The 23,900-nt window shown below is 35.6% G+C and carries 19 protein-coding genes and 1 riboswitch; of the genes, 11 read left to right on the top strand and 8 right to left on the bottom strand.

The features are described 5' to 3' along the window. Positions 1-9: 9 nt before the first annotated feature. Positions 10-1,083 carry a UDP-2,4-diacetamido-2,4,6-trideoxy-beta-L-altropyranose hydrolase gene (gene pseG, locus HNQ80_RS08855; protein WP_184310277.1) on the top strand — a complete coding sequence of 358 codons (1,074 nt, stop codon included), beginning with the start codon at positions 10-12 and terminating at the stop codon, positions 1,081-1,083. A 19-nt stretch (positions 1,084-1,102) separates the two neighbouring features. Here pseG and HNQ80_RS08850 read toward each other — a convergent pair whose 3' ends face one another. The 6 genes from HNQ80_RS08850 to HNQ80_RS08820 form a co-directional block, all read right to left on the bottom strand. Beyond that, positions 1,103-2,170, bottom strand: coding sequence for a hypothetical protein (locus HNQ80_RS08850; protein WP_184310275.1), 1,068 nt, complete (start codon positions 2,168-2,170; stop codon positions 1,103-1,105). A 58-nt stretch (positions 2,171-2,228) separates the two neighbouring features. After that, positions 2,229-3,737 (bottom strand): glycosyltransferase, encoded by a 1,509-nt coding sequence (locus tag HNQ80_RS25580; protein ID WP_207726928.1) that lies wholly within the window; start codon positions 3,735-3,737, stop codon positions 2,229-2,231. A gap of 67 nt (positions 3,738-3,804) precedes the next feature. Then, positions 3,805-4,434: a dTDP-4-dehydrorhamnose 3,5-epimerase gene (gene rfbC / locus HNQ80_RS08835; protein WP_184310273.1), complete on the bottom strand. Its 630-nt coding sequence runs from the start codon at positions 4,432-4,434 to the stop codon at positions 3,805-3,807. Positions 4,435-4,529: 95 nt separating this feature from the next. Beyond that, a complete protein-coding gene (gene rfbB / locus HNQ80_RS08830) occupies positions 4,530-5,570 on the bottom strand; it encodes a dTDP-glucose 4,6-dehydratase (protein WP_184310271.1) in 1,041 nt (346 codons plus the stop codon). A 12-nt stretch (positions 5,571-5,582) separates the two neighbouring features. Continuing rightward, positions 5,583-6,461, bottom strand: coding sequence for a dTDP-4-dehydrorhamnose reductase (rfbD, locus tag HNQ80_RS08825; RefSeq protein WP_184310269.1), 879 nt, complete (start codon positions 6,459-6,461; stop codon positions 5,583-5,585). Positions 6,462-6,468: 7 nt separating this feature from the next. Then, positions 6,469-7,221 carry a sugar phosphate nucleotidyltransferase gene (locus tag HNQ80_RS08820; protein WP_184310268.1) on the bottom strand — a complete coding sequence of 251 codons (753 nt, stop codon included), beginning with the start codon at positions 7,219-7,221 and terminating at the stop codon, positions 6,469-6,471. A gap of 154 nt (positions 7,222-7,375) precedes the next feature. Between HNQ80_RS08820 and HNQ80_RS08815 the strand changes: the two genes are divergently transcribed. The 3 genes from HNQ80_RS08815 (at position 7,376) to HNQ80_RS08805 (ending at position 11,878) form a co-directional block, all read left to right on the top strand. Then, a complete protein-coding gene (locus HNQ80_RS08815) occupies positions 7,376-8,176 on the top strand; it encodes a DUF6385 domain-containing protein (RefSeq protein WP_184310266.1) in 801 nt (266 codons plus the stop codon). Positions 8,177-8,253: 77 nt separating this feature from the next. After that, entirely contained in the window at positions 8,254-10,095 is a 1,842-nt protein-coding gene (locus tag HNQ80_RS08810) for a glycosyltransferase (RefSeq protein ID WP_207726927.1), read from the top strand. Then, positions 10,079-11,878, top strand: a complete 1,800-nt coding sequence (locus HNQ80_RS08805) for a DNRLRE domain-containing protein (RefSeq protein ID WP_184310262.1) — start codon at positions 10,079-10,081, stop codon at positions 11,876-11,878. Before HNQ80_RS08810 ends, HNQ80_RS08805 begins: the two co-directional genes overlap by 17 nt. Before the next feature lie 263 nt (positions 11,879-12,141). Here the strand turns inward: HNQ80_RS08805 and HNQ80_RS08800 are convergent, their stop codons facing one another. After that, the gene (locus tag HNQ80_RS08800; protein WP_184310260.1) at positions 12,142-12,996 is read right to left on the bottom strand and encodes a DNRLRE domain-containing protein; all 855 of its coding nucleotides are present in this window, start codon (positions 12,994-12,996) and stop codon (positions 12,142-12,144) included. 332 nt (positions 12,997-13,328) lie between these two features. On the opposite strand from HNQ80_RS08800, the gene HNQ80_RS08795 reads away from it, so the two are divergent. The 3 genes from HNQ80_RS08795 (at position 13,329) to HNQ80_RS08785 (ending at position 17,896) form a co-directional block, all read left to right on the top strand. Further along, a complete protein-coding gene (locus HNQ80_RS08795; protein ID WP_184310258.1) occupies positions 13,329-14,252 on the top strand; it encodes a putative nucleotide-diphospho-sugar transferase in 924 nt (307 codons plus the stop codon). Positions 14,253-14,268: 16 nt separating this feature from the next. Further along, on the top strand, positions 14,269-15,198 hold the full coding sequence (locus HNQ80_RS08790; RefSeq protein ID WP_184310256.1) for a hypothetical protein: 930 nt from the start codon (positions 14,269-14,271) through the stop codon (positions 15,196-15,198). 238 nt (positions 15,199-15,436) lie between these two features. Next, positions 15,437-17,896 (top strand): WG repeat-containing protein, encoded by a 2,460-nt coding sequence (locus HNQ80_RS08785; protein ID WP_184310254.1) that lies wholly within the window; start codon positions 15,437-15,439, stop codon positions 17,894-17,896. 64 nt (positions 17,897-17,960) lie between these two features. Here the strand turns inward: HNQ80_RS08785 and HNQ80_RS08780 are convergent, their stop codons facing one another. After that, entirely contained in the window at positions 17,961-18,656 is a 696-nt protein-coding gene (locus HNQ80_RS08780; protein ID WP_184310252.1) for a cell wall hydrolase, read from the bottom strand. Between the two features lie 7 nt (positions 18,657-18,663). After that, a riboswitch (cyclic di-AMP (ydaO/yuaA leader) is annotated at positions 18,664-18,801 on the bottom strand. A 200-nt stretch (positions 18,802-19,001) separates the two neighbouring features. Between HNQ80_RS08780 and HNQ80_RS08775 the strand changes: the two genes are divergently transcribed. From HNQ80_RS08775 to HNQ80_RS08760, 4 genes are all read left to right on the top strand, one after another. Beyond that, complete coding sequence (locus tag HNQ80_RS08775; protein WP_330602811.1) at positions 19,002-19,937, top strand: tetratricopeptide repeat protein; 936 nt, start codon at positions 19,002-19,004, stop codon at positions 19,935-19,937. Between the two features lie 115 nt (positions 19,938-20,052). Then, on the top strand, positions 20,053-21,645 hold the full coding sequence (locus HNQ80_RS08770) for an ABC-F family ATP-binding cassette domain-containing protein (protein ID WP_184310248.1): 1,593 nt from the start codon (positions 20,053-20,055) through the stop codon (positions 21,643-21,645). Positions 21,646-21,792: 147 nt separating this feature from the next. Further along, positions 21,793-22,857: an oxidoreductase gene (locus HNQ80_RS08765; RefSeq protein WP_184310246.1), complete on the top strand. Its 1,065-nt coding sequence runs from the start codon at positions 21,793-21,795 to the stop codon at positions 22,855-22,857. Positions 22,858-22,882: 25 nt separating this feature from the next. Continuing rightward, entirely contained in the window at positions 22,883-23,890 is a 1,008-nt protein-coding gene (locus HNQ80_RS08760) for a substrate-binding domain-containing protein (RefSeq protein ID WP_184310244.1), read from the top strand. Positions 23,891-23,900 lie beyond the last annotated feature (10 nt).

Below are 23,900 nucleotides of genomic sequence, written 5' to 3'. Positions count from 1 at the left end.
AATGCAGATATGTATAATGTAGCAATTCGAACGGATGGTGGACCTGGCATTGGGATGGGTCATATAATGAGATGCTTGTCATTAGCAAGAGAATTTAGAAGAAGCGGGAAGCGGATATTCTTTATCTGTAAACAGGCAGCAGGTATTGTAAAAATCATAGAGGAAGGATTTGAAGTGGTTCGATTAGAAAATGAAAGTCCATATTCCCATAGTGGATCGGATCTGGAAAAAGAAGCTGATAATATTATTAAAATCGTACAGGCAGAAGATATAAAGGTATTCATCATTGATAAATATGATATTAGTGCAGATTATCTTTTAAAGATCAAGCGTCATGTGAAAAAATTAGTCTATATTGATGATCTTAAAAAATTCATCTATCCAGTGGATATCATCATTAACGGAAACATCACCAGTACCTATATAAATTATGAAAAATATTCAGAAGATCAGCATTTGTTGTTAGGACCAATGTATAATTTGATTCGAGAAGAATTTAGGGATTTGCCCAAAAAGAAAATAAACGAGAATGTGAGAAGCGTAATGCTCACTACTGGTGGTTCTGACCCCGATCAGATCGTTTTAAAGTTTTTAGACATAATTTTGTCTGATACGGAATTAACATCTCTGAAAATCCATGTGATTATAGGAAATTTGTTTACCCATGTAACGGATTTGAAGAAAATAGAACTTCAGAATGAGTGTGTTATTTTGCACGAAAATATAAGCCGTATCTCAGAAATAATGGATCAAGTAGATGTGGCCATTTCGGCAGGAGGCACTACTTTGTATGAACTTAATGCTTGTGGGGTACCAACTCTAGCTTTTGTTATGGCAGATAATCAGGAATTTCTGGTAGAAAAAATGCATGAAAAAGGGTATGTGATCAGTCTGGGATGGTTTCATCAATTAGAAGCAACCATGTTTTTGGATCAGTTTAAGGTGTTTATGAAAGACCATAAACTAAGAGAAAATATGAGCGAGAGAGGAAAGAAATTAGTGGATGGAAGAGGCGTAGAACGTATTGTAAGGTATATAGATAACATTATAGAATCTGATGAAATAAGCTCACCCATGGTATAGAAAGGGCGAGCTTATTCTATTAATTTTGTAAAATACTTTCTAGTTCTTCCAGGGTTTCGAGTTCATAGTAGTTATTCCCATAAAACTCTTTAAATTTTTCAAAATATTTTTTCAGTAATGAATTTGCTTGAGATGTATCAGTATACTTGCTTAATAATTTGTTTAATACTAAAAATCGATTGGAATTATCTAAGTCTTTAAAGAGAATACGAGTGTTCAATAGGGCTGTAGAATTATATGTCATGTATATTTTATTTTGCATAATAGAATTATTTTGAATATATTCGTTTAAATAGACAATCTCCCAAGGAATATCACTACACTGTAAAATATTTAGATTTAAGCCAGCATATTTATTAATATGGTCAGTGGGATGCTTCTTAACCAATAGCTTATAATCTTTTCCTGCTTCCACAATACGCATCAGTAAATTTTTTTCTTCAGCGATAGATGTTATATGGGCAAGAGAGAGGGGTTGATCAAAGAACAAGATATCCCAGTCTTTTTTTTCATGGGCATAACCGAAAAGTATATTTAATTCACGGCATAATTCGAACTTTATGTTCTCTTCAAGACATTTTTTAAAGTCAATATCTTTTAGTGGTTTCTCTAGACTGCTGACATAGAGACGTTTGTCAAACAACCAGATTTCTGAAACTTTGTGGAAATCTATGGGGTTACGATGGGGAGAATACTTGTTTTTCCAATGATCTACTGCTTCCTTTATATAATAAGTTCCTACGCCTTCATCTGTCATAATAAGTTTTATATGATTGGGTATACAGTCTATTAAAAGCAATTGAAAAATAGAACCCCATGAGAAATAATGCAATACATCAATATGATTAAGATCGATTTGATTGAGCTGCTGATAGATAAAATCCAATGATTTATTTTTCTCTTCGACTAAAATTATCTTATCCCAAATCTTTAATTTCAGTGCACGTTGATATATTTCTCGATGATAGTGGTCGGAGAATAGGATTACTTTGTAATGGTGTTTATATACAGTCTTAGATAAAATATAGGATACAAAAACATGGTAAGGGGTCAAGCATGAAAAACAGACCACATGATGATCATCCAATGGATTTCACTCCTTGTAAGCAATATAGATTATATTTAATGGAACTACAAAATTGAAATCATAGTTCTTGACCATATTCCTGTAAAAAAGTTATTCTGTATTTCTCATAACCATTTTGGACATTAACAATGCCACAATCATGGATACACCAAGATGTTACCTGTTTTGGAATTGCCACTTCAAATCCTGATTTCTGAAATTCCATGCTTTGAGAGATGTCGTAAAAGTGCCATCCATCAAAGAGATCCTCGCGCCATGGAATGTCGTATTGGGTAATCATCAATAGGCCATCAATGGCCTTTACTTTCACATACTCATTTTCTACATCGTTAAATCGCAATAACGACATTTGTCCAGTATGATTATCATATACTTGGCCATATCGCTGAGGTGATTCCCACCATATTCCATTGGAGGGGATCGTTTTTGAACCTGCTACTCCCATCAATCCTATGCTCGGATATTTTTCAAAGATGGTCAAAAAATCCTTTATAAAGTCCTTATTGATGATGGAGACATCTTGGTGCAAATAGACTTTATATTTGGCGTCGGAATATTTCATCCCATGATTATATCCTGCAGCCATGCTTTTTGCGTTTTTGATACATAAGATCTCTACATTGTAGCCTTCAGGAATAGTTAGCCGATTCATATGATATAATGCTTTCTCATATGTTTTTTCATCATTTACAAGGGTAATAAAGCAGATATTTTTGTTATTTATCAGTGACTGTATTTTTTCATCTGCAGAAGATATTGTGTTTCTTGTCTTCATATCTGTTTCTTTAGTTGTGGGTTCATGAATGGAATGAGGTGAATCATGATCTAAATAGGCAGGAGACCACGCATCGAATCCCCATTTATCTATAAATTTCTTTCGATTGATGGCAAGAATATCACCAAATTCTTGGCGGTCTTTGCCGAATGATGTACTCCCAAAGTGATGTATGAACACATCTTTGCACAATAATAATTTGTATCCTGCCCTACGAATCCTGTAGCAATAATCATCATCTTCAAAGTTTCCTGGTGAAAATCTTTCGTCCAGAAAACCTATTTTTTCAACAACTTCATTCTTGATGAGCATGCAATATCCAATTAATCTCGGCTTTTCTTCCCATTGATCCTTGTTCGAGATATTGTTTTTTTCAGCAAAAGGAATCAATTCCTCTAGGGTTTTGTAAGTGAATGGAATGGTTTGGTGATTGGAACAAGAATTCGTAACGGCACCCACAGCTCCTATATGCTCTGCGCTATATAGACAAGTTGTTAAATTGGAAAGCCAATTGGGTGTAACAATAACATCATTATTTAAAAGAAGGACATTGTCTCCCTGGGCTATTTTCATTCCTTGATTGCAGCCTTTGGGAAATCCCAAATTTTCATCATTGAATATCGCCTGAATATCTTCTTGTGTCTTGAGCCATTCCACAGTACCATCGGTAGAATGGTTATCTACAACAATGATTCCATAAGCTCCTTGCTCAGTATACTTTCGAATACTATCGATGCAGAGTTTGGTGTAATGTAATTGATTATAGGTTAATATAACGATGCTGGTTTTCATTGATTATCATTCCTCATCAATATATTATGAAAAAAAGTTCATTCAACAAAATAGTCATGACAATAATTTATCGATTTCTGCACATATTTTCACCCGTTTTCTCTTTGTTGTATTTGAAGGAATGTTCTGCTAAATATTGCTCTTGCATTCTCTGATATTCATTAAAGCTTAGCCAATTTTTATCTTTATCAGATAATATAACTTCATCAATATGATCTAATGGCCAATGAATATCGATATCTGCATCATTCCAAATGATTCCGCTTTGATCTTCAGGATGATAAAAATCTGTACATTTATATATAAATTCAGCTTCATCAGAAAGCACCAAAAATCCGTGGGCAAAGCCTTTAGGGATATAAAGCTGCTTTTTATTTTTTTCACTAAGAACACATCCATACCATTGACCGAAAGTTGCGGAGTCTTTTCTCAGATCTACAGCTACATCAAAAACTTCACCCTTTAGCACTCTTACCAGTTTATCTTGAGGATACTTCTTCTGAAAGTGGAGACCTCTAAGGACTCCTTTTTTTGATTTTGATTGATTATCCTGGACGAATATCGTATTCAGTCCAGCTTCTGCAAATTCTTTATGACTATAAGTTTCCATAAAATAGCCTCTTTCATCTTGAAAGACCTTTGGTTCAATTACATATAGTCCCGCTATGGGCGTTTTTGTAAACTGAAACTTATTCATAGTTACCTCCAAAGATTTTCAACATTTATTGATCATACTATCGATACAGAACGGTATACAAGCAATGGGTGCCAAAGAATGACAGGAATCTAGTCTTATCTATACTTGTAATGCTGATATTCACCAGAAACGATATGATTCATCCATTCTTTGTTTTCAATATACCACTGTATGGTTTTGATAATGCCTTCTTCAAAATTTGTTTCTGGCTTCCATCCCAGTTTATTCTTGATTTTACTAGAGTCTATAGCATATCTTCTATCATGCCCCTTTCGATCCTCCACATAAGTGATAAGACTCTCAGTGACAGTAGGATCAATATTTTCACGAACATAATGAAGGATGGTTTTTACAATGTAATTATTGGTCCTTTCATTGTTTCCGCCAATATTATATACTTCACCGGGGGTTCCATTTTTTATGACTGCTTCAATGGCTTTACAGTGATCTTCCACGTAAAGCCAATCTCTGATATTTAAGCCATCTCCATAAATCGGTAAGGGTTTTTTATGGAAGCAGCAGTCGATCATGAGGGGAATTAATTTTTCAGGAAACTGATATGGACCGTAGTTATTCGAACAACGAGTGATATTTACAGGCATCTTATAGGTATCATAATAGGCTTTGATCATTAGATCAGCGGAGGCTTTGCTGGAAGAATAGGGACTATGGGGGTCTAGAGGGGAATCCTCGGTAAAATATCCAGTGGCCCCTAGAGAACCATAGACTTCATCTGTGGAGATCTGGACGAATTTTTTCCCAGATAAAAATCCATTTTCGATTTCCCATGCTTTTTTTGCAATATTTAATAGGTTAACGGTGCCCAATATATTTGTTTGAGCAAAAATCATAGGGTCCTTAATGCTCCTGTCTACATGGGATTCTGCTGCGAAGTTTACTACATAATCAATATCATTTTCTTTAAATATACTTAAAATGGATTTATGATCGCATATATCTCCTTGTATAAATTGATAATGGGGGTGTTTTTCTATCTCTTTCAAGTTTTCTAGATTACCAGCATAGGTTAACTTATCTACATTGATAATCCGAATATTTTCATGGTTATTTAGTAATTGTCTTATAAAATTGGAGCCGATGAAACCTGCACCACCTGTAACCAGATACGTTTTCATAAAATCCTCCTGTCATTTTAAGTTTAAAATAAATTCTTTCAAAGCTTCCTTCCAGTCCCGCATATGATCTCCTATGGTACAACGAAGCATCATATGATCTAAGGTAGAGTAGAGCGGCCTTTGGGCAATACTATCATAGTCCTGAGAAGAGATCGGATGTATCATACATTCAATTTGTGCATATTCGGTGATAGCTTTTGCAAATTCATACCAACTACATTCACCACCACCGGTACAATGATAAATACCATACTCATCCGTAACAGCTAATTGTAGGAGATGATAGGCTAAATCTTCTACATTTGTTGGTGTTCCTATTTGATCGGCCACAACATGGAGCAGTTTCTTTTCTTTCGCTGCTTTCACAACTGTTTTCACAAAATTTTTCCCTTCATATCCATAGAGCCAACTGGTTCTGATGATAAAGTATCTAGAACAAAATTGTTTCACGTATTCTTCTCCTAGTGCCTTGGACTTACCGTAAATATTTATGGGATTTGGTAAGTCAAACTCTCTATATGGAATGTTGCTTTTTCCATCAAAGACATAATCCGTGGATATATGAATGAGTTTTGCCTGTATTTCTTCACAGGCAATGGCTAGATTTCTAGGTCCTAAGGAATTTGCTTTGAAGCATAGGTCTATGTTGGATTCACAATGATCAACATGGGTATAGGCTGCAGTGTTTATTACCACATGAGGTTTAAATTTCATAAAGCAATTTTTTATATCCCATAGATTTGTAATGTCTAATGTAGTTTTATTTGTACAGGCTACTGCACAATCTTTATAGATTGCATCGATTTCTCCTAATATACATTGCTTTTCAGCCAATAGCTGCATGAGCATGCTTCCTAACTGGCCATTTCCTCCTGTAATCAATACTCTCATGAAGATTTCACCTACTAACTTTATAATTCCTGCTTAATATTTCATCTAGATTCATATCCTTTGCCAATAAGTTTGTATTTTGTAGAGACTGAAAAGTACCGGCATCAGACCACCAACCTTCCAAAATATCATAGGTTAAGGAAGCATCCTTTACATACCAATTGTTCACATCTGTAATTTCAAGCTCGCCTCTGCCAGAAGGTTTTAGGGCTTTGATTGCATCAAATACGCGGTGATCATACATATAGATTCCTGTAACACAATAATTACTTTTGGGATTTGACGGTTTTTCTTCAATTCCTATAACTTTATGATCCTCGAGCTCCACAACACCATATCTTCTGGGATCTTCCACTTGTTTGATCAGTATTTTTGCTCCTCTGTCTTGCTTTTCAAAATCCTTAACAAAGGGAGCGATGTTATCCTGAAATACATTATCTCCAAGCATAACCACACATTTGTCTTGACTTACAAATTCTTCACACAGTCCTAGTGCTTGCGCGATTCCCCCGGGTTGATCCTGTATTCTAAAGGTAAAATTAACTCCGTATTCATGACCACTGCCTAATAGATTTACTACGGACCCCATATGTTCTTTCCCAGTGATAATCATCATATCTGCTATATCTGCTTGCTTCATTTTAGCAATCAAATAAAAAATCATGGGATATTTACCTACTGGCAGTAAATGTTTATTGGTAACCTTGGTTAACGGATATAGCCTTGAACCGGTTCCTCCCGCCAAAATGATGCCTTTCATACATTCCTCTCCTTTTTGTTGTTTTAAGAAAACCCTCTAATACAGTATATTTCCTGTGTGGGTTTTGGACACACTTTCAATTGTTTTACATAAAATGTACTGGGATTTAGTAGACAACTACGATCCTTGATAAAAGAGGGAGAGGAGGAGAAAAATGCCTAATAATATAGTGTTTAATAATGTAGCAAATGAACTGAAAACACAGATATACGGCAGTAATGGTGGTGTTGCAACACCTATATCAGTCGATGGAAATGGAAATCTAATTATAGGAAGTATTGAGACGATTACCTATGTCGCATCTGTGGACACAGTAAATGAGGTGGCAAATGTATCCTCGGTAGACACAGTAGACTATGTGGCATCTGTAGGTACAGTAACGAATGTATCTTCAGTAGATACTGTAGATTACGTAGCATCTGTAAGTACAGTAACGAATGTGAACTCGGTAGATACCGTGGATCAAGTAGCAAATGTGTCTTCAGTAGACACAGTAGACTATGTAGCATCTGTAGATACGGTAAATGAGGTAGCGAATGTATCCTCTGTAGATACAGTGGACTATTTGGCAAGTGTAGGAACAATCGCCCATATTACAGATACAGTAGATGTAAAAATCGTTAGCAATGATTTTGCTGAGAATGTTGCGACAGTGGCTTTAGCAGCTAGTGGTGTAGCTACAGTTCTAACTACGCTCACATCTGAAAAGAACATGTATTCATTCTATGTAAGGAATACTTCATCTACAGCAACCATTGATGCGCAAGTGCAAATTGCTCCAATTGATTCAGATGCTTATTATGTCGATGATGCAGCCAGTATATCAGGCATTACAACAAATGGTATCTCCGTATTGGTGCCTCAAAAATATCTCAAGTATACAAGATTAATCTTAACCAATAATAATGGGACTGCTACAGCTTCAGCAGTGGCTTATTTCCAAGGTCATAATTAAGATGTCATGTAGCTATCGGATTCATTCCGATAGCTACAAATATGATGGGGGAGATGGACTTGTTGTTAAGTTTATGTGTGATTGCAAAAAATGAAGAAAAAAACCTTCCCAGATGTATTGAAAGTGTAAGAGATATCGTTGATGAAATCATTATTGTGGATACGGGATCTACAGATGATACTGTTAAGATTGCAGAATGTTATGGAGCCAAAGTATTTTGTTATCAATGGAATGACAATTTCAGTGATGCAAAGAACTTCGCATTTTTGCAGGCAACGGGAGATTGGATTTTGACAATGGACGCGGATGAAGAGATAAATTCTTCAGATAGAGAAAAAATCTGCTCATTATTGGATAATGATGCCATCGATATCTATCTTTTTCACACCTTGAGTTATGTGGGAAGTAGTCCAGGGGTTGATACGGCTAGTAATTTAAATATTCGCCTCATAAGAAATCACAAAGGATATCAGTATACAGGAGCTATTCATGAGCAGATCTGCAATTGCAATCAGGAAATGATTGATAGAGGGAAGGTAAAAATAGAAGAAATAACAGTTTACCATTATGGATATTTAGATGTAGTGGCTACAGAAAAAAATAAGCCCAATAGAAATATGAAGATTTTAGAGATACTTTTGGAGGCTCAGCCTAGAGATAACTTCCATTTATTCAATATGGGAAGTGAATATCTAAGACTAAGAAAGTATGAAAAGGCGCTAGAATATTATAAAAAAGCATATGAGGATTTTATGCCTGGTCTTGCTCATAGTCCAAAGCTATTATTCAAGCTGATTACTACTTTAGATGCGTTACAAATGTATGAGGAAGAAATGAGAATATTAAATGAAGGTCTAACCTATTATCCCCAATTCGTAGATTTAGAATATTTAAAGGCATGCCTATTTCATAAACAAAAGAAATATACATTGGCGATTAAAGGCTTTAAAAAGTGTTTAACAATGGAATCCGCTCCTTTACAACTGCGAAATATAAATGAAGTGGAAGGCTACAGATCCTATTATGCATTGGGGGAAATTCATTCTGAGTTAGAAGACTATGAAGAAGCTTACCATTATTATGTAGAAACAATAAAGTCCAAACCCAGTTTTTATATGCCACTTCATCGAATTGCAGAGAATCTAATGAAAAGTGGAAGAAAGATCCAGGATACAAAGATTACGTTGGAGAAATTTTTTGGTAAAAAATTAAATGCAGGTGCTTTTGCAAAGCTTGGAGAGATATTTTTTAGTATTGGAAAGTATGATATTGCCTTTGATTATTTCTTAAAAGCTTGTGAACAAATGAAGCCAAATCAAAATATATACTATAATTTAGGGATGAGTCAGTTCTATCTTAAACATTATCAAGAAGCCTATCACTGGTTTGAAAAAGTGGAAGAAGGAAAGTGTTATGAAGAGGCTGCTTATAAAATGATTCTTTGTGAAATCCTTTCAAATCATACAGAGAATGCTGATCGACTAATTCAGACTGCATCAAATTTTGAATACAAGAAGAAAAATAAGATATATGAAGCTTTCAGGAACTTAGCAGCTGATCTGCCTTATCCTGTGGTTAGTGATAATAAAGAGGAATCCCAACAGTATGTAAACATCATTTTTATGATATTAAACGATCTGATAAAAACTGCAGCACCAGAGATATTTGAAAAATCATTACAGCTTTTAAATCTTATTGACAGCGATGAGGTTTTATTGAAGCTTGCTAAGTTGTATTATCGTCATGGATATTATCGACTGGCATATCAGGAGTTTATACGCTCCATAAATATATTTAATAGAATTGATAAGGAAGGGCTAGAGATGATGAGAAATTCAATAGATCTAGCCCGTGGGGGCAAGGGATGCAATCGATATAAAAAAGTAAAAGAGAGTGGTGAATATGTTAGAAATAATTGAAAGGATACCTATGAAGGATACCACAATTAATAGTGCTATGGCATACGAAAATTATGGTGACTATTATGCCCTTTTCATTGGGAAGTATATGAATCATTCCATATATAGGAGCCTATTACAATTTGATCTTCCAACTCTGTCTGGTCATGGGCTTGTCGAAAAGGTTGAACTGCTCTTGTATGTGATTCGAAATGATGAAACCACTGATGCAAAGGAATTTGAAGTCTATCGGGTTACAGAGATTTTTGATGAAAATAGGGTGAATTATGCAAATACGCCAGCTTTTGATAAAGAATTATATAAGATATTCACGATAAATGATGAAATAAATACCTATATAAAAGTCGATATCACAAAGCTGTTTAGTGATTGGTATTCTGGAAAATATCCAAACTATGGACTAATCATAAAGGCAGTAGATGAAAATAAAAATAATCTAGTGGGTTTCTACAGTAAGGATGCCCAAGAAGCTGCATTCATTCCAAAACTTCAAATAAATTTTAATCAATACATGAGAATAAACAAAAAGAAAGATGTTCAAAACATTGGTAAAGATAAATTAGCGCCTGAAAAATACTATAGCCTAGGGAATGATTCTTATGAAGCTGGCGATTATGATGAAGCCTATGATTGTTACAAAAAGTCTTTAGAAGAGTGCACATCGAATGAAATTTATGTTCCCAAATTATTCTTTAAGATGATTATGGTTTGTGAGAAATTGGGAAAGTATGATGAGGCCTTAAAAACAATAGAGCAAGGCCTGAAATATTATCCGAATTTTACAGACTTAGTTTTTCTGAGAGCAAATTTGCTTTACCTGCAAGGAAAGACCTTTTTGGCTATAAAGTCACTTCATCAGTGCATAAACATGGGGGAATCTCCACCGCATATAAATTTTTTGGCAGGCGTAGAAAGTTATAGGACGTTTCATACTTTATCACAGATCTATTATGATCTTGAAGACTTCGACGAAGCCTATCATTATTCCATGATGGCTCTTCATAAAAATCCAAAGTATGCTGCGCCTCTCCATATGATTGTTAAGATACTAATCGACAAACAAAGAGACATATATGATATCAAGTCAAAGGCAGAAGACTTTTTGGGAACAGACTTGGATGGAAAGGATTATATGATTCTTGGAAATGTATTTTTTGAACAAAGAAAATATACTATTGCATATGAGTATTTCTCAAAAGCAGAAGAATTCATTAATAATAATCTAAAAATTTCTTATCATAAGGGCATGTGCCAACTATATCTAAAAGAATATGATAAGGCATACAATTGCTTTGTAAAAATAAAAGAAGGAGCGCTTTATGAAGAGGCTGTGTATATGGAAGCTTTATGTAAAATACTGAGCCTCAACATGCGTAACGCTGTTCAATTACTCAATATACTTAGAAATCCTGAAAATAACCATAGGAGAATGATATATTATGGACTTAAGGATATTCTGGAGGGGAAGATGATGATGCCTATCAGCGATAAGAGAAAGGAATCTGAAGGATTTTTGAATATTATTTTCGATTTATTAGATATTCTTATTAAGGCCGCTGACCCTGAAATATTTGAAAAATCCCTGCAGCTTTTGAATCTGATTGAACATGATGAAGTTCTATTAAAATTAGCGAAGCTCTATTATAAGCATAGATTTTATAAGATGGCGTATCAAGAGTTTACGAGATCCATAAAGCTTTTTGATAAAATTGATCTAGAAGGTTTAGGAATGATGAAGAAAGCTTTAGAAAAAATGAACAATGCTTCTGTTGAAGTATTTTGAGCTAAGAAGACCTATTAAAAAAATTTCCTATAAAAATGAGGATAATTCTTAATAAATGAAGAAAGGGCACACAGGTGCCTTTTTTATATATAGGAAATTATGTTTTTCAATTTCCTATATATGGGGTGTGCAGAGGGGATGCCCCTTTGCCGTATTCAGGAAGGTGCTCAGTCTGCATTGCAGGCGTCGAAGGAAACCTAGGGTTTCCTAGCGAAAACAAATTGCCGATAGGCAACTTTGTTCTACAGTATGAAACAAATCTATTATTCTTGAGCTTGATACCATATTTTGAGTTTTGACGTCTCTCCTGGATGTATATTTTTTGCTGCAATTCTAAGGTACTTGGCAAATGTATAGGGGATGGCATAAACGAGTTCGTGAGGGGCTATTATTTTTGGTGTTGAGCTATCATTTATAAAATTAATAGGATTTGCACTTACCTGCAATAATATTTCCACTGGAGTATTTCCTAGATTTTCAATATGATAGGTAATTGTTTTTGTAAGAGATGTGTTAATGGCGGAAGAAAAAGAATAAAGTTCATCGGTATTCAGTTCTTCCACTTGAGAAATGAAATGGGTAGGAATAACCTGTGTTTCACATTTAGGAACATAGCTTATTTCCACCATAGGGGCCAAAACAGAATTTGTTATAGCATTGATTTGCTTTGCTGTTTTATTTTGCACTTCATCATTTTTAATAATGAGTCCATAGTTAGGAATTTCATTGTTATACCACATGGAGACAAGCTTTGTAATATTAAAAGCATAAAAGCCTTCGCTGCTTAAATACCTGGGTTCTCCAGTTAACATTGTATAAAAAGCAGGTTGATTGTTCCAATTAAGCGTGAATAGAGACCAATCCTCTTGTAATGCATAGGGCGCAAAGGAACTTAGAATATTGCAGCCTGTATATTGCACATAAATTTTAAGTAGAGCTTTTAAGATGACACAATCATGGGGGATCATAGAAATTGGAAATTTAAAAAGCATACGATAGATTTTTTTAAAATCCGTTCTTCCAAGGTGCATGCTTTTGCGCATGCCGAATACTCTAGAGGGCTCAGCGAGACTAACTTGGGCCACCTCTACTTGTGGATTTATAATAACTGTGCTCATTATTCTCTCCCTCCTCTACATTATTATATTATGCTTGATGAGATGTGGCATACAAATTTTCTCATATAAATGTGATAGAACTTTTTTTATATACGCCAATTGTTTAGGGATGAGAATAAACCTTATCAAGATTTCCTAACTACTTCGAATGGGAAGCATTATACAGCAGATTGCTGTAATGATCTGTTGACAATAAATTTGAACACAATCATAGGCATGGACATAGTATGTAGTGGACAGGGGTAAAAAGCTTAGGCAATCGAAATAGAGAGGGAGAATGGAGAATAGGGAGGCAGTTTAACAATTGCTTTAATACTTGAAGGAGGATTGCGATGAATAATGGATTTTGTGTTATTCTGACGAAAGATAGATTATATCAAGGAATTGCATTGTACCGTTCTTTAATCCATAATGTCAAAGCTATGAAATTTAATATGTATATTTTATGTATTGATGAGGATGCATATTCCATATTAAAACAATTGAACTTGGTGGATACTACTGTGTTTCATATAAGTGAAATAGCAGAAGAAAGCTTGATTCAAAAGAAAATTGAGAGAAGGGCAAATGAATTTTGCTGGACAATGAAGCCAGTGTTTTTACAGTTTATACTCGACAGATACCCTCATATTGACAGGGTTACGTATTTAGATGCGGACCTATGTTTTTTCTCAGACCCTGCAGCAATATTTTTTGATGCACCCCATGCCGATATTTTATTGACGATACATGATTTTGTTGATCATCTTAGACATGCTGAAAATGACTGTGGCAGATACAATTCTGGATTTATAAGTTTCAGAAGAAGCCCAACAAGTGAGAATTGTTTGAGATGGTGGAAGGAAAACTGCTTAATTTGGTGTTACGACAGAACAGAAAATGGAAAATTCGGAGATCAAAAGTACCTGGATTTGATGCCCCATATATTTAGTGGAGTATCAGAAATAAAAACACCCGGAGTAAATATTGCTCCATGGAATCAGTCAAAATTTAAGTTCAGCATTCAGAATAGTTCAGTATACGTAAATAACAGTCCTTTAATTTTCTACCACTTTTGTGGTTTAAGAATTGTGAACAGCGCACAAATAGCGTTAACACTAACAGAATCCAGCCTTATTTCAATCATTCATACCCCGTATTTCCATATTCTTAACGATATTATTAACAGTATCTCTGCGATTAGACCCGGTTTTCAAGGATACTTTATAGAAGAAGGGCGAGTAGCTGTTGCTAAATACTATCCACTTAAAATGTAAGGAAGGAGAAATATCAATGAGTAAATATCATTTCTCTACGGTGATTTCTAACAAGTATGTATTTAAATCAATTGTCATGCATGATAGCCTAACAAGACATTGCGCTGATTTCCATCTATATATGCTGTGCGTTGAGAATGAGGCCTATGAGATCCTATTAGGGATGCCATGGACAAATGTCACTTTGATAAGATTAGCGGATATTGAAGACGCAGATCTTCTACAAGCGAAAGGCAACAGGACACATCTAGAATATTGTTGGACACTAAAACCAGCCATATTGAGGCACGTTATGAACGCATATCCCCAAGCCCAATATTTTGCACATCTAGATGCAGACCTTTGTTTCTTTTCCAGTGTAGAAGCTATTTTCAATGAAGCACCTGACGCATCACTTTTTCTAACAGATCATCAAAACTCAGAAAGATTTTTATACACTTATGATCTAACAGGTAGATTTAATACGGGTTTTGTAGGCTGTAGAAATGATGCCATCGGACATACTGCCACTGAGTGGTGGAAAAGAAGATGCTTGGAATGGTGTTATACAGATAACAAAGTGGAAGACAAATTATTTGGTGATCAGAGGTATGTGGAACGATGGGCGGAACTATTCGGAAATGTTCATGTAGTTTGTAATCCTGGTGCAAATGTAGCCATATGGAATATAGAGAAATATGAAGTAACCCTTAGAAACGGAGTTACTTATATTAACGATAGTCAATTAATATTCTATCATTTCTCTGGGTTCAGCATATATGGCCCGAAAGAATTTAACTTGTCATGGTTTTTCCAACTGCCGCAGCCTGTGGTTGAATATATTTATATGCCATATGTGTTTTTACTATCTCGAGCAATTCAAATCATTCAAAGCAGATATCCCAGTTTTTCACATGGATTTATAAAGAGAGGAGAAGTACCAGATATTCATTATGTAGCTATATAGGCAAAAAAGTTTTAAGGGTGATACGATATTTCCATAATAATAATATTTCATAAATTTTATAATTGAAAAACAGGAGGCGAATCTGCCTCCTGTTTTTTAATTACGGTTGCAGCATAATGATAACCATATAGGAATTAGAACTATATCATTAGTCAAAAGTGTTGTCCCTTCAATCAAAGAACATTTTTAAAAAGCGCACATAGTATAGTAGTAATGAAAAAGATTGGGGGATGTTTTCATGGAGTGGACAATACCTGTTTCAAACCTCATACAACATGCACTGCCTGAAGGAGCAACGATCATCAAATCATCTGGACCCCATAGTATAGCAGAGATACAAATGGCTCACCTGGATGGGGATGGAACATCTGAAATTGCAGTTGGTTATCTATTTAGAGGAGAGCCTTATGTATTGGTTTTAAAAAGCAATGGACCGGGAGGATATCGTCGGATTATCATCAAAGGAAAAGGATATGGTATCAATTATTTGGGATTTGCGAATATAACAGGCAAAGAACATAAAGATCTATTGATTGGATGGCAAGTCGGTGCAGCATGGGGTGAACTGGACATTTATGCGGTAGAGGATGATAAGTTGAGAAAAGTTGTGGAGCAAATGCTCTACAGCAGAATAGAAGTTGGGGATATGTCAGGAAAAGATGGGAAAGCTGAGATTGCACTTTGGACCCATGATACAGGTGAAGCTTATAAGATTGATGTTTTACGCTGGAATGGTGAAGCATTGGTACAGGCTGAGGATGCATATCACCATTACTTTAGAAAAGTCGTGAACTATTATGAAAAAAAGGTAAAAGAAATGCCCACTGCTGCATTTTACTGGTATTATTTAGCTGACGCCCAATTGAAAGCAGGTATGCCTGAAAAAGCGCTGAGTACTGTTGAAAAAGGGATGGCCTTAGGAATGGCGTATCCAGGAAAGGATGCCTTCGAAAAATTAAAAAATGAAATACAGGATGTTTTGAATCATAAAAATATTAGGTTATATCCAGCATCAGAAAGTAAAATTGGCGGAATAAAATGGGGATATATTAATGAAACAGGAAGGGTCAGTATTGGAGCTCATTACGATTGGGCTGAGGATTTTCAGAAAAATGGTTTAGCAGTGGTAACGATAGATAATCTCTCAGGAATTATCGATCAGAAGGGAAAATATGTAGTAATGCCTAAGTATGGAGGCATTGGTGAATTTTCAGAAGGTAGGGCTATCGTATGGGATTCAAAAGGAATGTTATTGATTGATGAAAAGGGAAATGTGGTTTTTAAGACAAAGGATTATTTAGGGGGCATGCAGGGCGGTAGATCCCTATTTAGTGAAGAGAATGAAACCGATGGAATACGATATGGTTTTATTGATAGGAATGGAGTCATTGTCATACCAGCACAATACAAGACTGCGGGGAATTTTATACATGGTAAAGCGGTGGTTCAACTTCAAGATGACGCCTACGCAGTGATTGATGTAGATGGAGAAATACTGCAGCGATTTCATTATGCCTTTGTTGGTGATGTGAGAGAAGGATTAATGCCTTTTAAATTATCTGTTGATGGAAAGTTTGGTTTTATAGACGAGAAGGGAACGATAGTTATTACACCTAGATTTGATGGGGTACAAGGGTTTCAAGAAGGGAGGGCTATCGTTAGTGAGGATGAAAACTATCAGTCCAAGTATGGTCTTATCGATAAGACGGGAAAATATATTATTCCTCCTAAGTATAATGATATCAGATTCTTAGGAGAAGGAAAAATTGCTGTTGGAGTGCCTATTCAAGCGGAAGTACCATTTGCTGGGTCACGATATGCCATTGGAAATTTAGAGGGAAATCTTCTTACTGATTTTGATTATTATGATGTAACAGATTATCGCCAAGGGATAGCCTCCGTCAACGATGGAAGCACTACATTTTTTATCGACATCAATGGAAAGATTGTGAGAAATTTGCCCAGTGTTGCAGGCGCAGGAACCCTTGTAATGCAAGGAAATGTCATCAAGGCAAATGTTGACCAGAGAATTAGCTATTACGACAAGTCGGGAAAAATCATATGGAAGCAAGACAATAGTATTCGTTTGAATGATAAATACAAGGTAAAGGAGAAGAAATATAAACCAAATAGAAATTATTTGGTTTATTACCCAGAGATAGAAGGCATGAAAAATTTAGTAGTACAGGAGCAAGTCAATCGGACGTTGAGAAAATTATCACAGGCAGAAGGGATTGATACTAATAAAGAACTTGATTACAGTTATCAAGGAGATTTTGCAGTGACCTTCTTCCAAAAAAATTTAGTGGTGATACAGATTACGGGTTATAATTATCCTTTTGGGGCGGCACACGGTATGCCTACACAGATATATGCTCACGTTGACTTAATGAGTGGCGCATTTTACCAGTTGAAAGATCTCTTCAAACCCAATAGCAATTATGTAAAGATACTCAGTGATATCATTAGAGAGCAAATCATTCGTCAAGGAGAAAATTCTTCTGTATGGTTAGATAGCTATAAGGGAATAGAAGAGAATCAGCCTTTTTTCGTCACTATGGATGCTTTGAATATCTATTTTTATCCCTATGATATCGCTCCTTATGCAGCGGGGTTTCCTACCTTTAAGATACCTTTTAGAGACATAATGTACATCATTAATACGAAAGGGGAATTTTGGAAGTCATTTCATTATTAAAACTTTTTCACAGTAGCTTTCTATAAGATGAGCATAAAAAAGGTGCGGATTTTTCCGCACCTTTTTATCTGTAAAACACGTGTTCACCAATTCTCATCACATAAGTTTTGTTCTGTACGATCCATTTACCTGCTGATTTGTCAGGGTTGAAAAAGTATGTCGCATCTCCGACAGGTTTTACGTTGTTTATTGCGTCCTTAGCAGCATTGATACTATCTTGACAAGGCGTATTGTAAATTGTTCCATCTGCCACAGGACTAAACTGTGGTATGCCTTCAAAATAGTCAAATATTACGCCCTTAACAGTATTTGGGAAATCATTAGAAGCTACTCTGTTCAGGATTACATTACCAACGGCTACTTTCCCTTTATATGGTTCTGCCTCCGCCTCTGCATGAATAATCCTTGATAGCCAATACAGGTCAGTTGGCTCTTGGCTAGATCTTAATGCTGTTCCTCTTGAAACAGATTGAGCATAAAGTTTAGATTGAGTCTGATTTCCTGCGATACCATCTACCGTTAGGCCATTAGATTTCTGGAAGCCAATCACTGCAGCCTCTGTTTTTTGTCCAAAGACGCCATCGACTGAACCAACAGAATAACCTTTACCATTAAGTGCCTGCTGCAATTTGACAACATCGTTACCCCTACTGCCGAATTTCAGTAATGCATAAGTATCAGCAAATACATTTGTTACTTGTAACGATAAAACAAGTAATACAACTAAAATCGATGTAAATCTCTTTAAATTGATTTTCATCACTATACACTCCTTCCTTTAATCGCTTCCGAAGTTAGCTGACGGGTTCGGGAAAGAAGGCTCCCTACCATGAAAACAATCATGGATTAACCCCAAGAATGGTTCCTCCGTACCTGGAAAATCCAGGATTCAGCAAATGTAACGTGTTTACATAGTGAATATTATAAGAGAATATGAATATTATGTCAACCAACCAATATTATCCTATATCAGCAGATGTACTTGAATCATGAAGCACAAGGTAATCATTGAATGGATTTCAGTATTCTATTCTTGCATAATTAGTATTTTTTGTTATCATACTGTTATAGTGGAAAGTAAATCTGCCACTGAGAATTAGGGAGTGTGAGTATTGAAATGAGAGCAAAACAATACATGCAAAAAAATTATAAGATTATTGCCAACAAATTTAAAATGGAGAAGGATTTATATAAAGCACTCAAATTTTTTAATAAGGCTTATCAATGCAAAGGTGGTAGTGATGACGTAGAGTTGCTGTTGGATATGGGACTTATCTATGATGAATTAGAGGATTATAAATCAGCGAAGGAAAAATATAAAGAAGCGATACTGGTAGCATCAGGTGATCCAAGGGGATATTATAGCCTTGGGACTGTCTATGATAACCAAAAGGAATATGGAAAGGCTATTGCGTATTATTCAAAGGCAATTTCCATAGATCCTGACTATGATAAGGCATATTTCTTTTTAGCCAATGCCTATGATGAGGTAGGAGAGAAAGAAAAAGCCATTGAAAACTATGGAAAGGCCATTGAAGTAAATCCAGATTATTTTTGGGCTTATATTAACCTTGGATCTCTTTATGAAGAGGGAAATCAAAACGAGTTAGCCCTGGAAACAATCAGTAAAGGGTTAGAGATTGATCCTGAAAACTATAAGGCACTGTTTAATATGGGTGTAGTATTAAAAAAGCTGGGTAGAGTGGAGGAAGCAATCACATATTATTATCAATCAATAGATGCGAATCCGTATTATCCCTATAGTTACTTGAATTTGGCTGTTATATATAAGGAAACCAAAAACATAGACCAAGCAGTAAAGATCATTAGCACAGGAATACACTATAATAAGGATGTATCCGTGCTATATTATAATCGGGGATGCTTTTATGCCCATTTCAACCAAGTGGAGGCGGCTTTGAGAGATATTATAAGAGCTACAGAGCTCAGTCCCAGCTTGACCCCTTATATGCTGGAGGATAAGGAACTTGAACCCATAAGAAATCTAGAGGCATACCAAATGATGTTTGAAGGGAAATAATTTTACCATACCAAAAGGTATGGTTGTTATTTTTTAAAAATAAGATATCAATTTTAGCGCAAGATGTGGTATAATGACGCAGTATGCAAAAATCTTGATAAGGAAGGTACAAAATATGATTACGGTTACTAACGTAAGTTTAAGATATGGTGAGCGAAAATTATTTGATGATGTTAACTTAAAATTTACTCCTGGAAACTGTTATGGTGTAATTGGTGCCAATGGTGCTGGTAAATCAACGTTTTTGAAAATCCTTGCCGGGGATATTGAGCCCAATACTGGTGATGTAAGTGTAGCCCCTATGGTAAGAATGTCAGTGTTAAAACAGGATCATTATCAGTTTGATGATTATCAAGTACTTGAAACAGTTATTATGGGAAATGCTAGACTTTATCAGATCATGAAGGAAAAAGATGCATTATATGCAAAAACAGATTTTACGGATGAGGATGGTATTCGAGCTTCTGAGCTTGAGGGTGAATTTGCAGAATTGGACGGTTGGGAAGCAGAGTCTGAAGCTTCTTCTTTGCTACAAGGGCTAGGAATTACTACAGATTTACATGAGAAAAAGGTTAGTGACATGACGGGCGCAGAAAAAGTAAAGGTATTACTTGCCCAAGCTCTATTTGGAAAACCGGGAATCTTGATTCTTGATGAGCCTACGAATCACTTGGACCTTAAATCAGTAAATTGGCTTGAAAACTTTTTACTCGAATTTCCCGGAACAGTCATTGTTGTTTCCCATGATAGACATTTCTTGAACAAAGTATGTACTCATATGGCCGATGTGGATTTTGGGAAGATCAGACTTTATGTTGGAAACTATGATTTTTGGTATGAATCTAGCCAGCTGGCATTACAAATGGCAAAGGATCAAAACAAGAAAAAGGAAGAAAAGATTAAAGAACTACAAAGCTTTATTGCTAGATTTAGCGCCAATGCATCAAAGTCCAAGCAAGCAACCTCTAGAAAGAAGATGTTAGAGAAAATCTCATTAGAGGATATTCAGCCTTCTACGAGAAGATATCCATTTGTTGGATTTAAGCCGGAGCGAGAAGTAGGAAACCAGATATTAATGGTAGAAGGATTGTCAAAAACCATTGATGGTGTAAAAGTTTTGAATAACGTATCTTTCACAATCTCAAAAGGTGATAAAATTGCCTTCGTTGGTGAAAACGAAATTGCTCAAACAACTTTATTTAAGATTTTGGTTGGAGAAATGGAGCCCGATGCAGGTGAATTCAAATGGGGTGTTACAATTTCCCAAGCGTATTTCCCGAAAGATAACTCAGAATACTTTAATGATGTAGAATTAAATTTAGTAGATTGGATGCGCCAATATTCAGAAGACAAAACTGAAACTTATGTAAGAGGGTTCTTAGGAAGAATGCTTTTCTCAGGAGAAGAAGCGCTCAAGCAGGCGAAGGTACTTTCTGGTGGAGAAAAGGTTCGTTGTATGCTTTCTAAGATGATGTTAAGCTCAGCCAATGTATTGATTTTAGACCAACCAACAAACCATTTAGATCTTGAATCCATCACAGCTCTAAACAACGGACTCATCGATTTTAAGAGTAATATCTTATTTGCGTCCCATGATCATCAGTTCGTTCAGACGATTGCCAATCGTATTATTGAACTGACAGCAGATGGATTGATTGATAAGGCAATGACCTATGATGAATATTTGGAGAGTAAGAATATATTTTAATTCAATAATTATATTGAACCCCAAGGCATGTTAGTGCCTTGGGGTTTTCTGCAAAAAAGTAAGAATAATCAAAAAAACTCGTGGGGTTTGGATCATTTTGATAGTATAATGGAAATTGAAAGAAGATGAAAGGGAAGCGGTGATTATATGATAGATAAAGTGAGAGTAGGATTGATAGGCTTCGGCTTAGGAGGAAGGGTATTCCATGCCCCAATTATTCAAAGTATAGATAACTTTGAGTTAGCGAAAATTGTGTCAACAAAAAAGGAAACCTTAGAGCATGTAAAAGCCATATACCCTCAGACTGAAGTTATCACAGATGCTGATTTATTATTCCAGGATGATTTGATAGACCTGATTGTAGTGGCAACGCCTAACACATCCCATTCAGAATATGTAACGAAGGCATTGCTAGGAAATAAGCATGTAGTGGTAGAAAAGCCGTTTACCATTACGGCAAAAGAGGCTGATGATTTAATACATCTAGCACAAAAACAAGAGAGAGTTCTCGCAGTCCATCATAATAGGAGATGGGACAGCGATTTCCTGACTGTAAAAAGAATTATCGAAAATAATTTCCTAGGAAATGTAGTTGAGTATGAAGCTCATTTCGATCGGTATCGACCTGAATTTAAAACAAATGCTTGGCGGGAGGAAAATCTTCCAGGTTCTGGTATTCTTTATGATCTAGGCAGCCATTTGATCGATCAAGCTCTCTGCCTATTTGGTCTTCCAATGAGTGTTTCTGGCGATGTAAGAATTCAGCGCCAAGGAGGTAAAGTGGATGATTATTTTGAGGTAATTTTAGATTTTGGCAGAACAAAAGCCATCTTGAAAGCAGGCATGTTAGTAAGGGAAACACTACCCCATTTTATTGTCATGGGAGAACAGGGATCTTTTATTAAATATGGAATGGATGTCCAGGAGGCAGCTTTGAAAAAGGGATTTATTCCAAAGAATTGTGAAAATTGGGGAATGGAACCTCAGGAACAATGGGGAATCCTCAATACCGAGATCCATGGTATTCATTTTCGTGGAAATGTAGAGAGTGTTCAAGGAGATTATAGAGAGTTTTATAGAAATGTATATGGTGCGATCAGAGGCACTGAAGAATTAACGGTACGGCCAGAAGAAGCAAGAAATGTGATTCGAATTATAGAGCTGGCATTGGAAAGTTATAAACGAAGAGCTATCCTGCCATTTACATCTTAATTTCGTTGGGAGGAACATAACCTAAATGGAGTTTTTCAAAAAAATATTCTTTTTGATTCAAAAAAATATTATTTTTCTTTTAATGATTTCAATAGCTTGTATGAGTATTTTTCTCTATTTCCTTCAAAAAGAAGAGAGAAGCATTTTTGCTTCAAAGCCTAAATATCACTACTATTTTATTGGACAAAATTCTGTAGATCCTTTTTGGAAGGAAGTAAGATTAGGAATAGAGAGTGCTGCTAAGCATTATAATGTTGCCGTTGAGTTCAATGCACCAAGGTTTAATAATCCTCAGGAAGAATTACGATACCTGGATATTGCCGTTGTATCCAATGTAGATGGTATTATTACCCATGTGTCTAATGATGAGAGTTTTACTGAATTGATCAATGAAGCATATCATAAAGGTATTCCTGTGATTACGATAGAAAATGATGACAAGAATAGCAACAGAAACGCTTTTGTAGGCACAAATAGCTTTCTTTTAGGAAAAGAAGCTGCCAAACTCATGATCAAAGCGACGGGAGGCAAAGCCAATATTGCCATCATTGTCAGCAACGATTACGAATTAGATACAGCGAGTCAAAATCTAAAGATCAATGGGTTTTTAAGTATGATCAACAGTTATCCGGACATGAAGACCACAAAAGTATATACCTCAAAGATGGGTATTTTGAGCGCAGAAGAGATTACCCAGTCCATTATAATTAATGAAAAGGAGGTTAACGGTATTTTTGCAACCAATTCTGTCGATACATTGGGGGCTGCCCAATTGATTGTAGACCATAATAAAGTTGGCTCAATTACCTTGGTAGGTTATGGAGATACAAAAAATATTCTACGATATATTGAAAAAGGAATTATCTTTGGTGCGGTGATGAGCGATCCTTTTAAGATGGGGTATGAAAGCCTAAAAGCCCTAATGGATATTAAAGAAAAAAATAATGTATCCACCTTTATTGATACAGGCGTAAAGGTAATTGAAAAAGATAACTTGATTGAATATGAAAAAAAGGCTGATTCCATTGAATAGTTGGTGATGA

The organism is Anaerosolibacter carboniphilus (assembly GCF_014205875.1).
Lineage (GTDB): Bacteria > Bacillota > Clostridia > Peptostreptococcales > Thermotaleaceae > Anaerosolibacter > Anaerosolibacter carboniphilus.
Note: the sequence above shows the minus strand (reverse complement) of the source record. Positions and strands in the feature narration are given on the sequence as shown.

Bases quoted from the DNA above. Each gene is read 5' to 3' on its own strand.
- HNQ80_RS08795 (WP_184310258.1), top strand. From the start codon at position 13,329: ATGAATAATGGATTTTGTGTTATTCTGACGAAAGATAGATTATATCAA.
- HNQ80_RS08780 (WP_184310252.1), bottom strand. From the start codon at position 18,656: ATGAAAATCAATTTAAAGAGATTTACATCGATTTTAGTTGTATTACTT.
- HNQ80_RS08815 (WP_184310266.1), top strand. From the start codon at position 7,376: ATGCCTAATAATATAGTGTTTAATAATGTAGCAAATGAACTGAAAACA.
- HNQ80_RS08790 (WP_184310256.1), top strand. From the start codon at position 14,269: ATGAGTAAATATCATTTCTCTACGGTGATTTCTAACAAGTATGTATTT.
- HNQ80_RS08805 (WP_184310262.1), top strand. From the start codon at position 10,079: ATGTTAGAAATAATTGAAAGGATACCTATGAAGGATACCACAATTAAT.
- rfbD (WP_184310269.1), bottom strand. From the start codon at position 6,461: ATGAGAGTATTGATTACAGGAGGAAATGGCCAGTTAGGAAGCATGCTC.
- rfbB (WP_184310271.1), bottom strand. From the start codon at position 5,570: ATGAAAACGTATCTGGTTACAGGTGGTGCAGGTTTCATCGGCTCCAAT.
- HNQ80_RS25580 (WP_207726928.1), bottom strand. From the start codon at position 3,737: ATGAAAACCAGCATCGTTATATTAACCTATAATCAATTACATTACACC.
- HNQ80_RS08760 (WP_184310244.1), top strand. From the start codon at position 22,883: ATGGAGTTTTTCAAAAAAATATTCTTTTTGATTCAAAAAAATATTATT.
- HNQ80_RS08820 (WP_184310268.1), bottom strand. From the start codon at position 7,221: ATGAAAGGCATCATTTTGGCGGGAGGAACCGGTTCAAGGCTATATCCG.
- HNQ80_RS08770 (WP_184310248.1), top strand. From the start codon at position 20,053: ATGATTACGGTTACTAACGTAAGTTTAAGATATGGTGAGCGAAAATTA.
- pseG (WP_184310277.1), top strand. From the start codon at position 10: ATGTATAATGTAGCAATTCGAACGGATGGTGGACCTGGCATTGGGATG.
- rfbC (WP_184310273.1), bottom strand. From the start codon at position 4,434: ATGAATAAGTTTCAGTTTACAAAAACGCCCATAGCGGGACTATATGTA.
- HNQ80_RS08800 (WP_184310260.1), bottom strand. From the start codon at position 12,996: ATGAGCACAGTTATTATAAATCCACAAGTAGAGGTGGCCCAAGTTAGT.
- HNQ80_RS08765 (WP_184310246.1), top strand. From the start codon at position 21,793: ATGATAGATAAAGTGAGAGTAGGATTGATAGGCTTCGGCTTAGGAGGA.
- HNQ80_RS08785 (WP_184310254.1), top strand. From the start codon at position 15,437: ATGGAGTGGACAATACCTGTTTCAAACCTCATACAACATGCACTGCCT.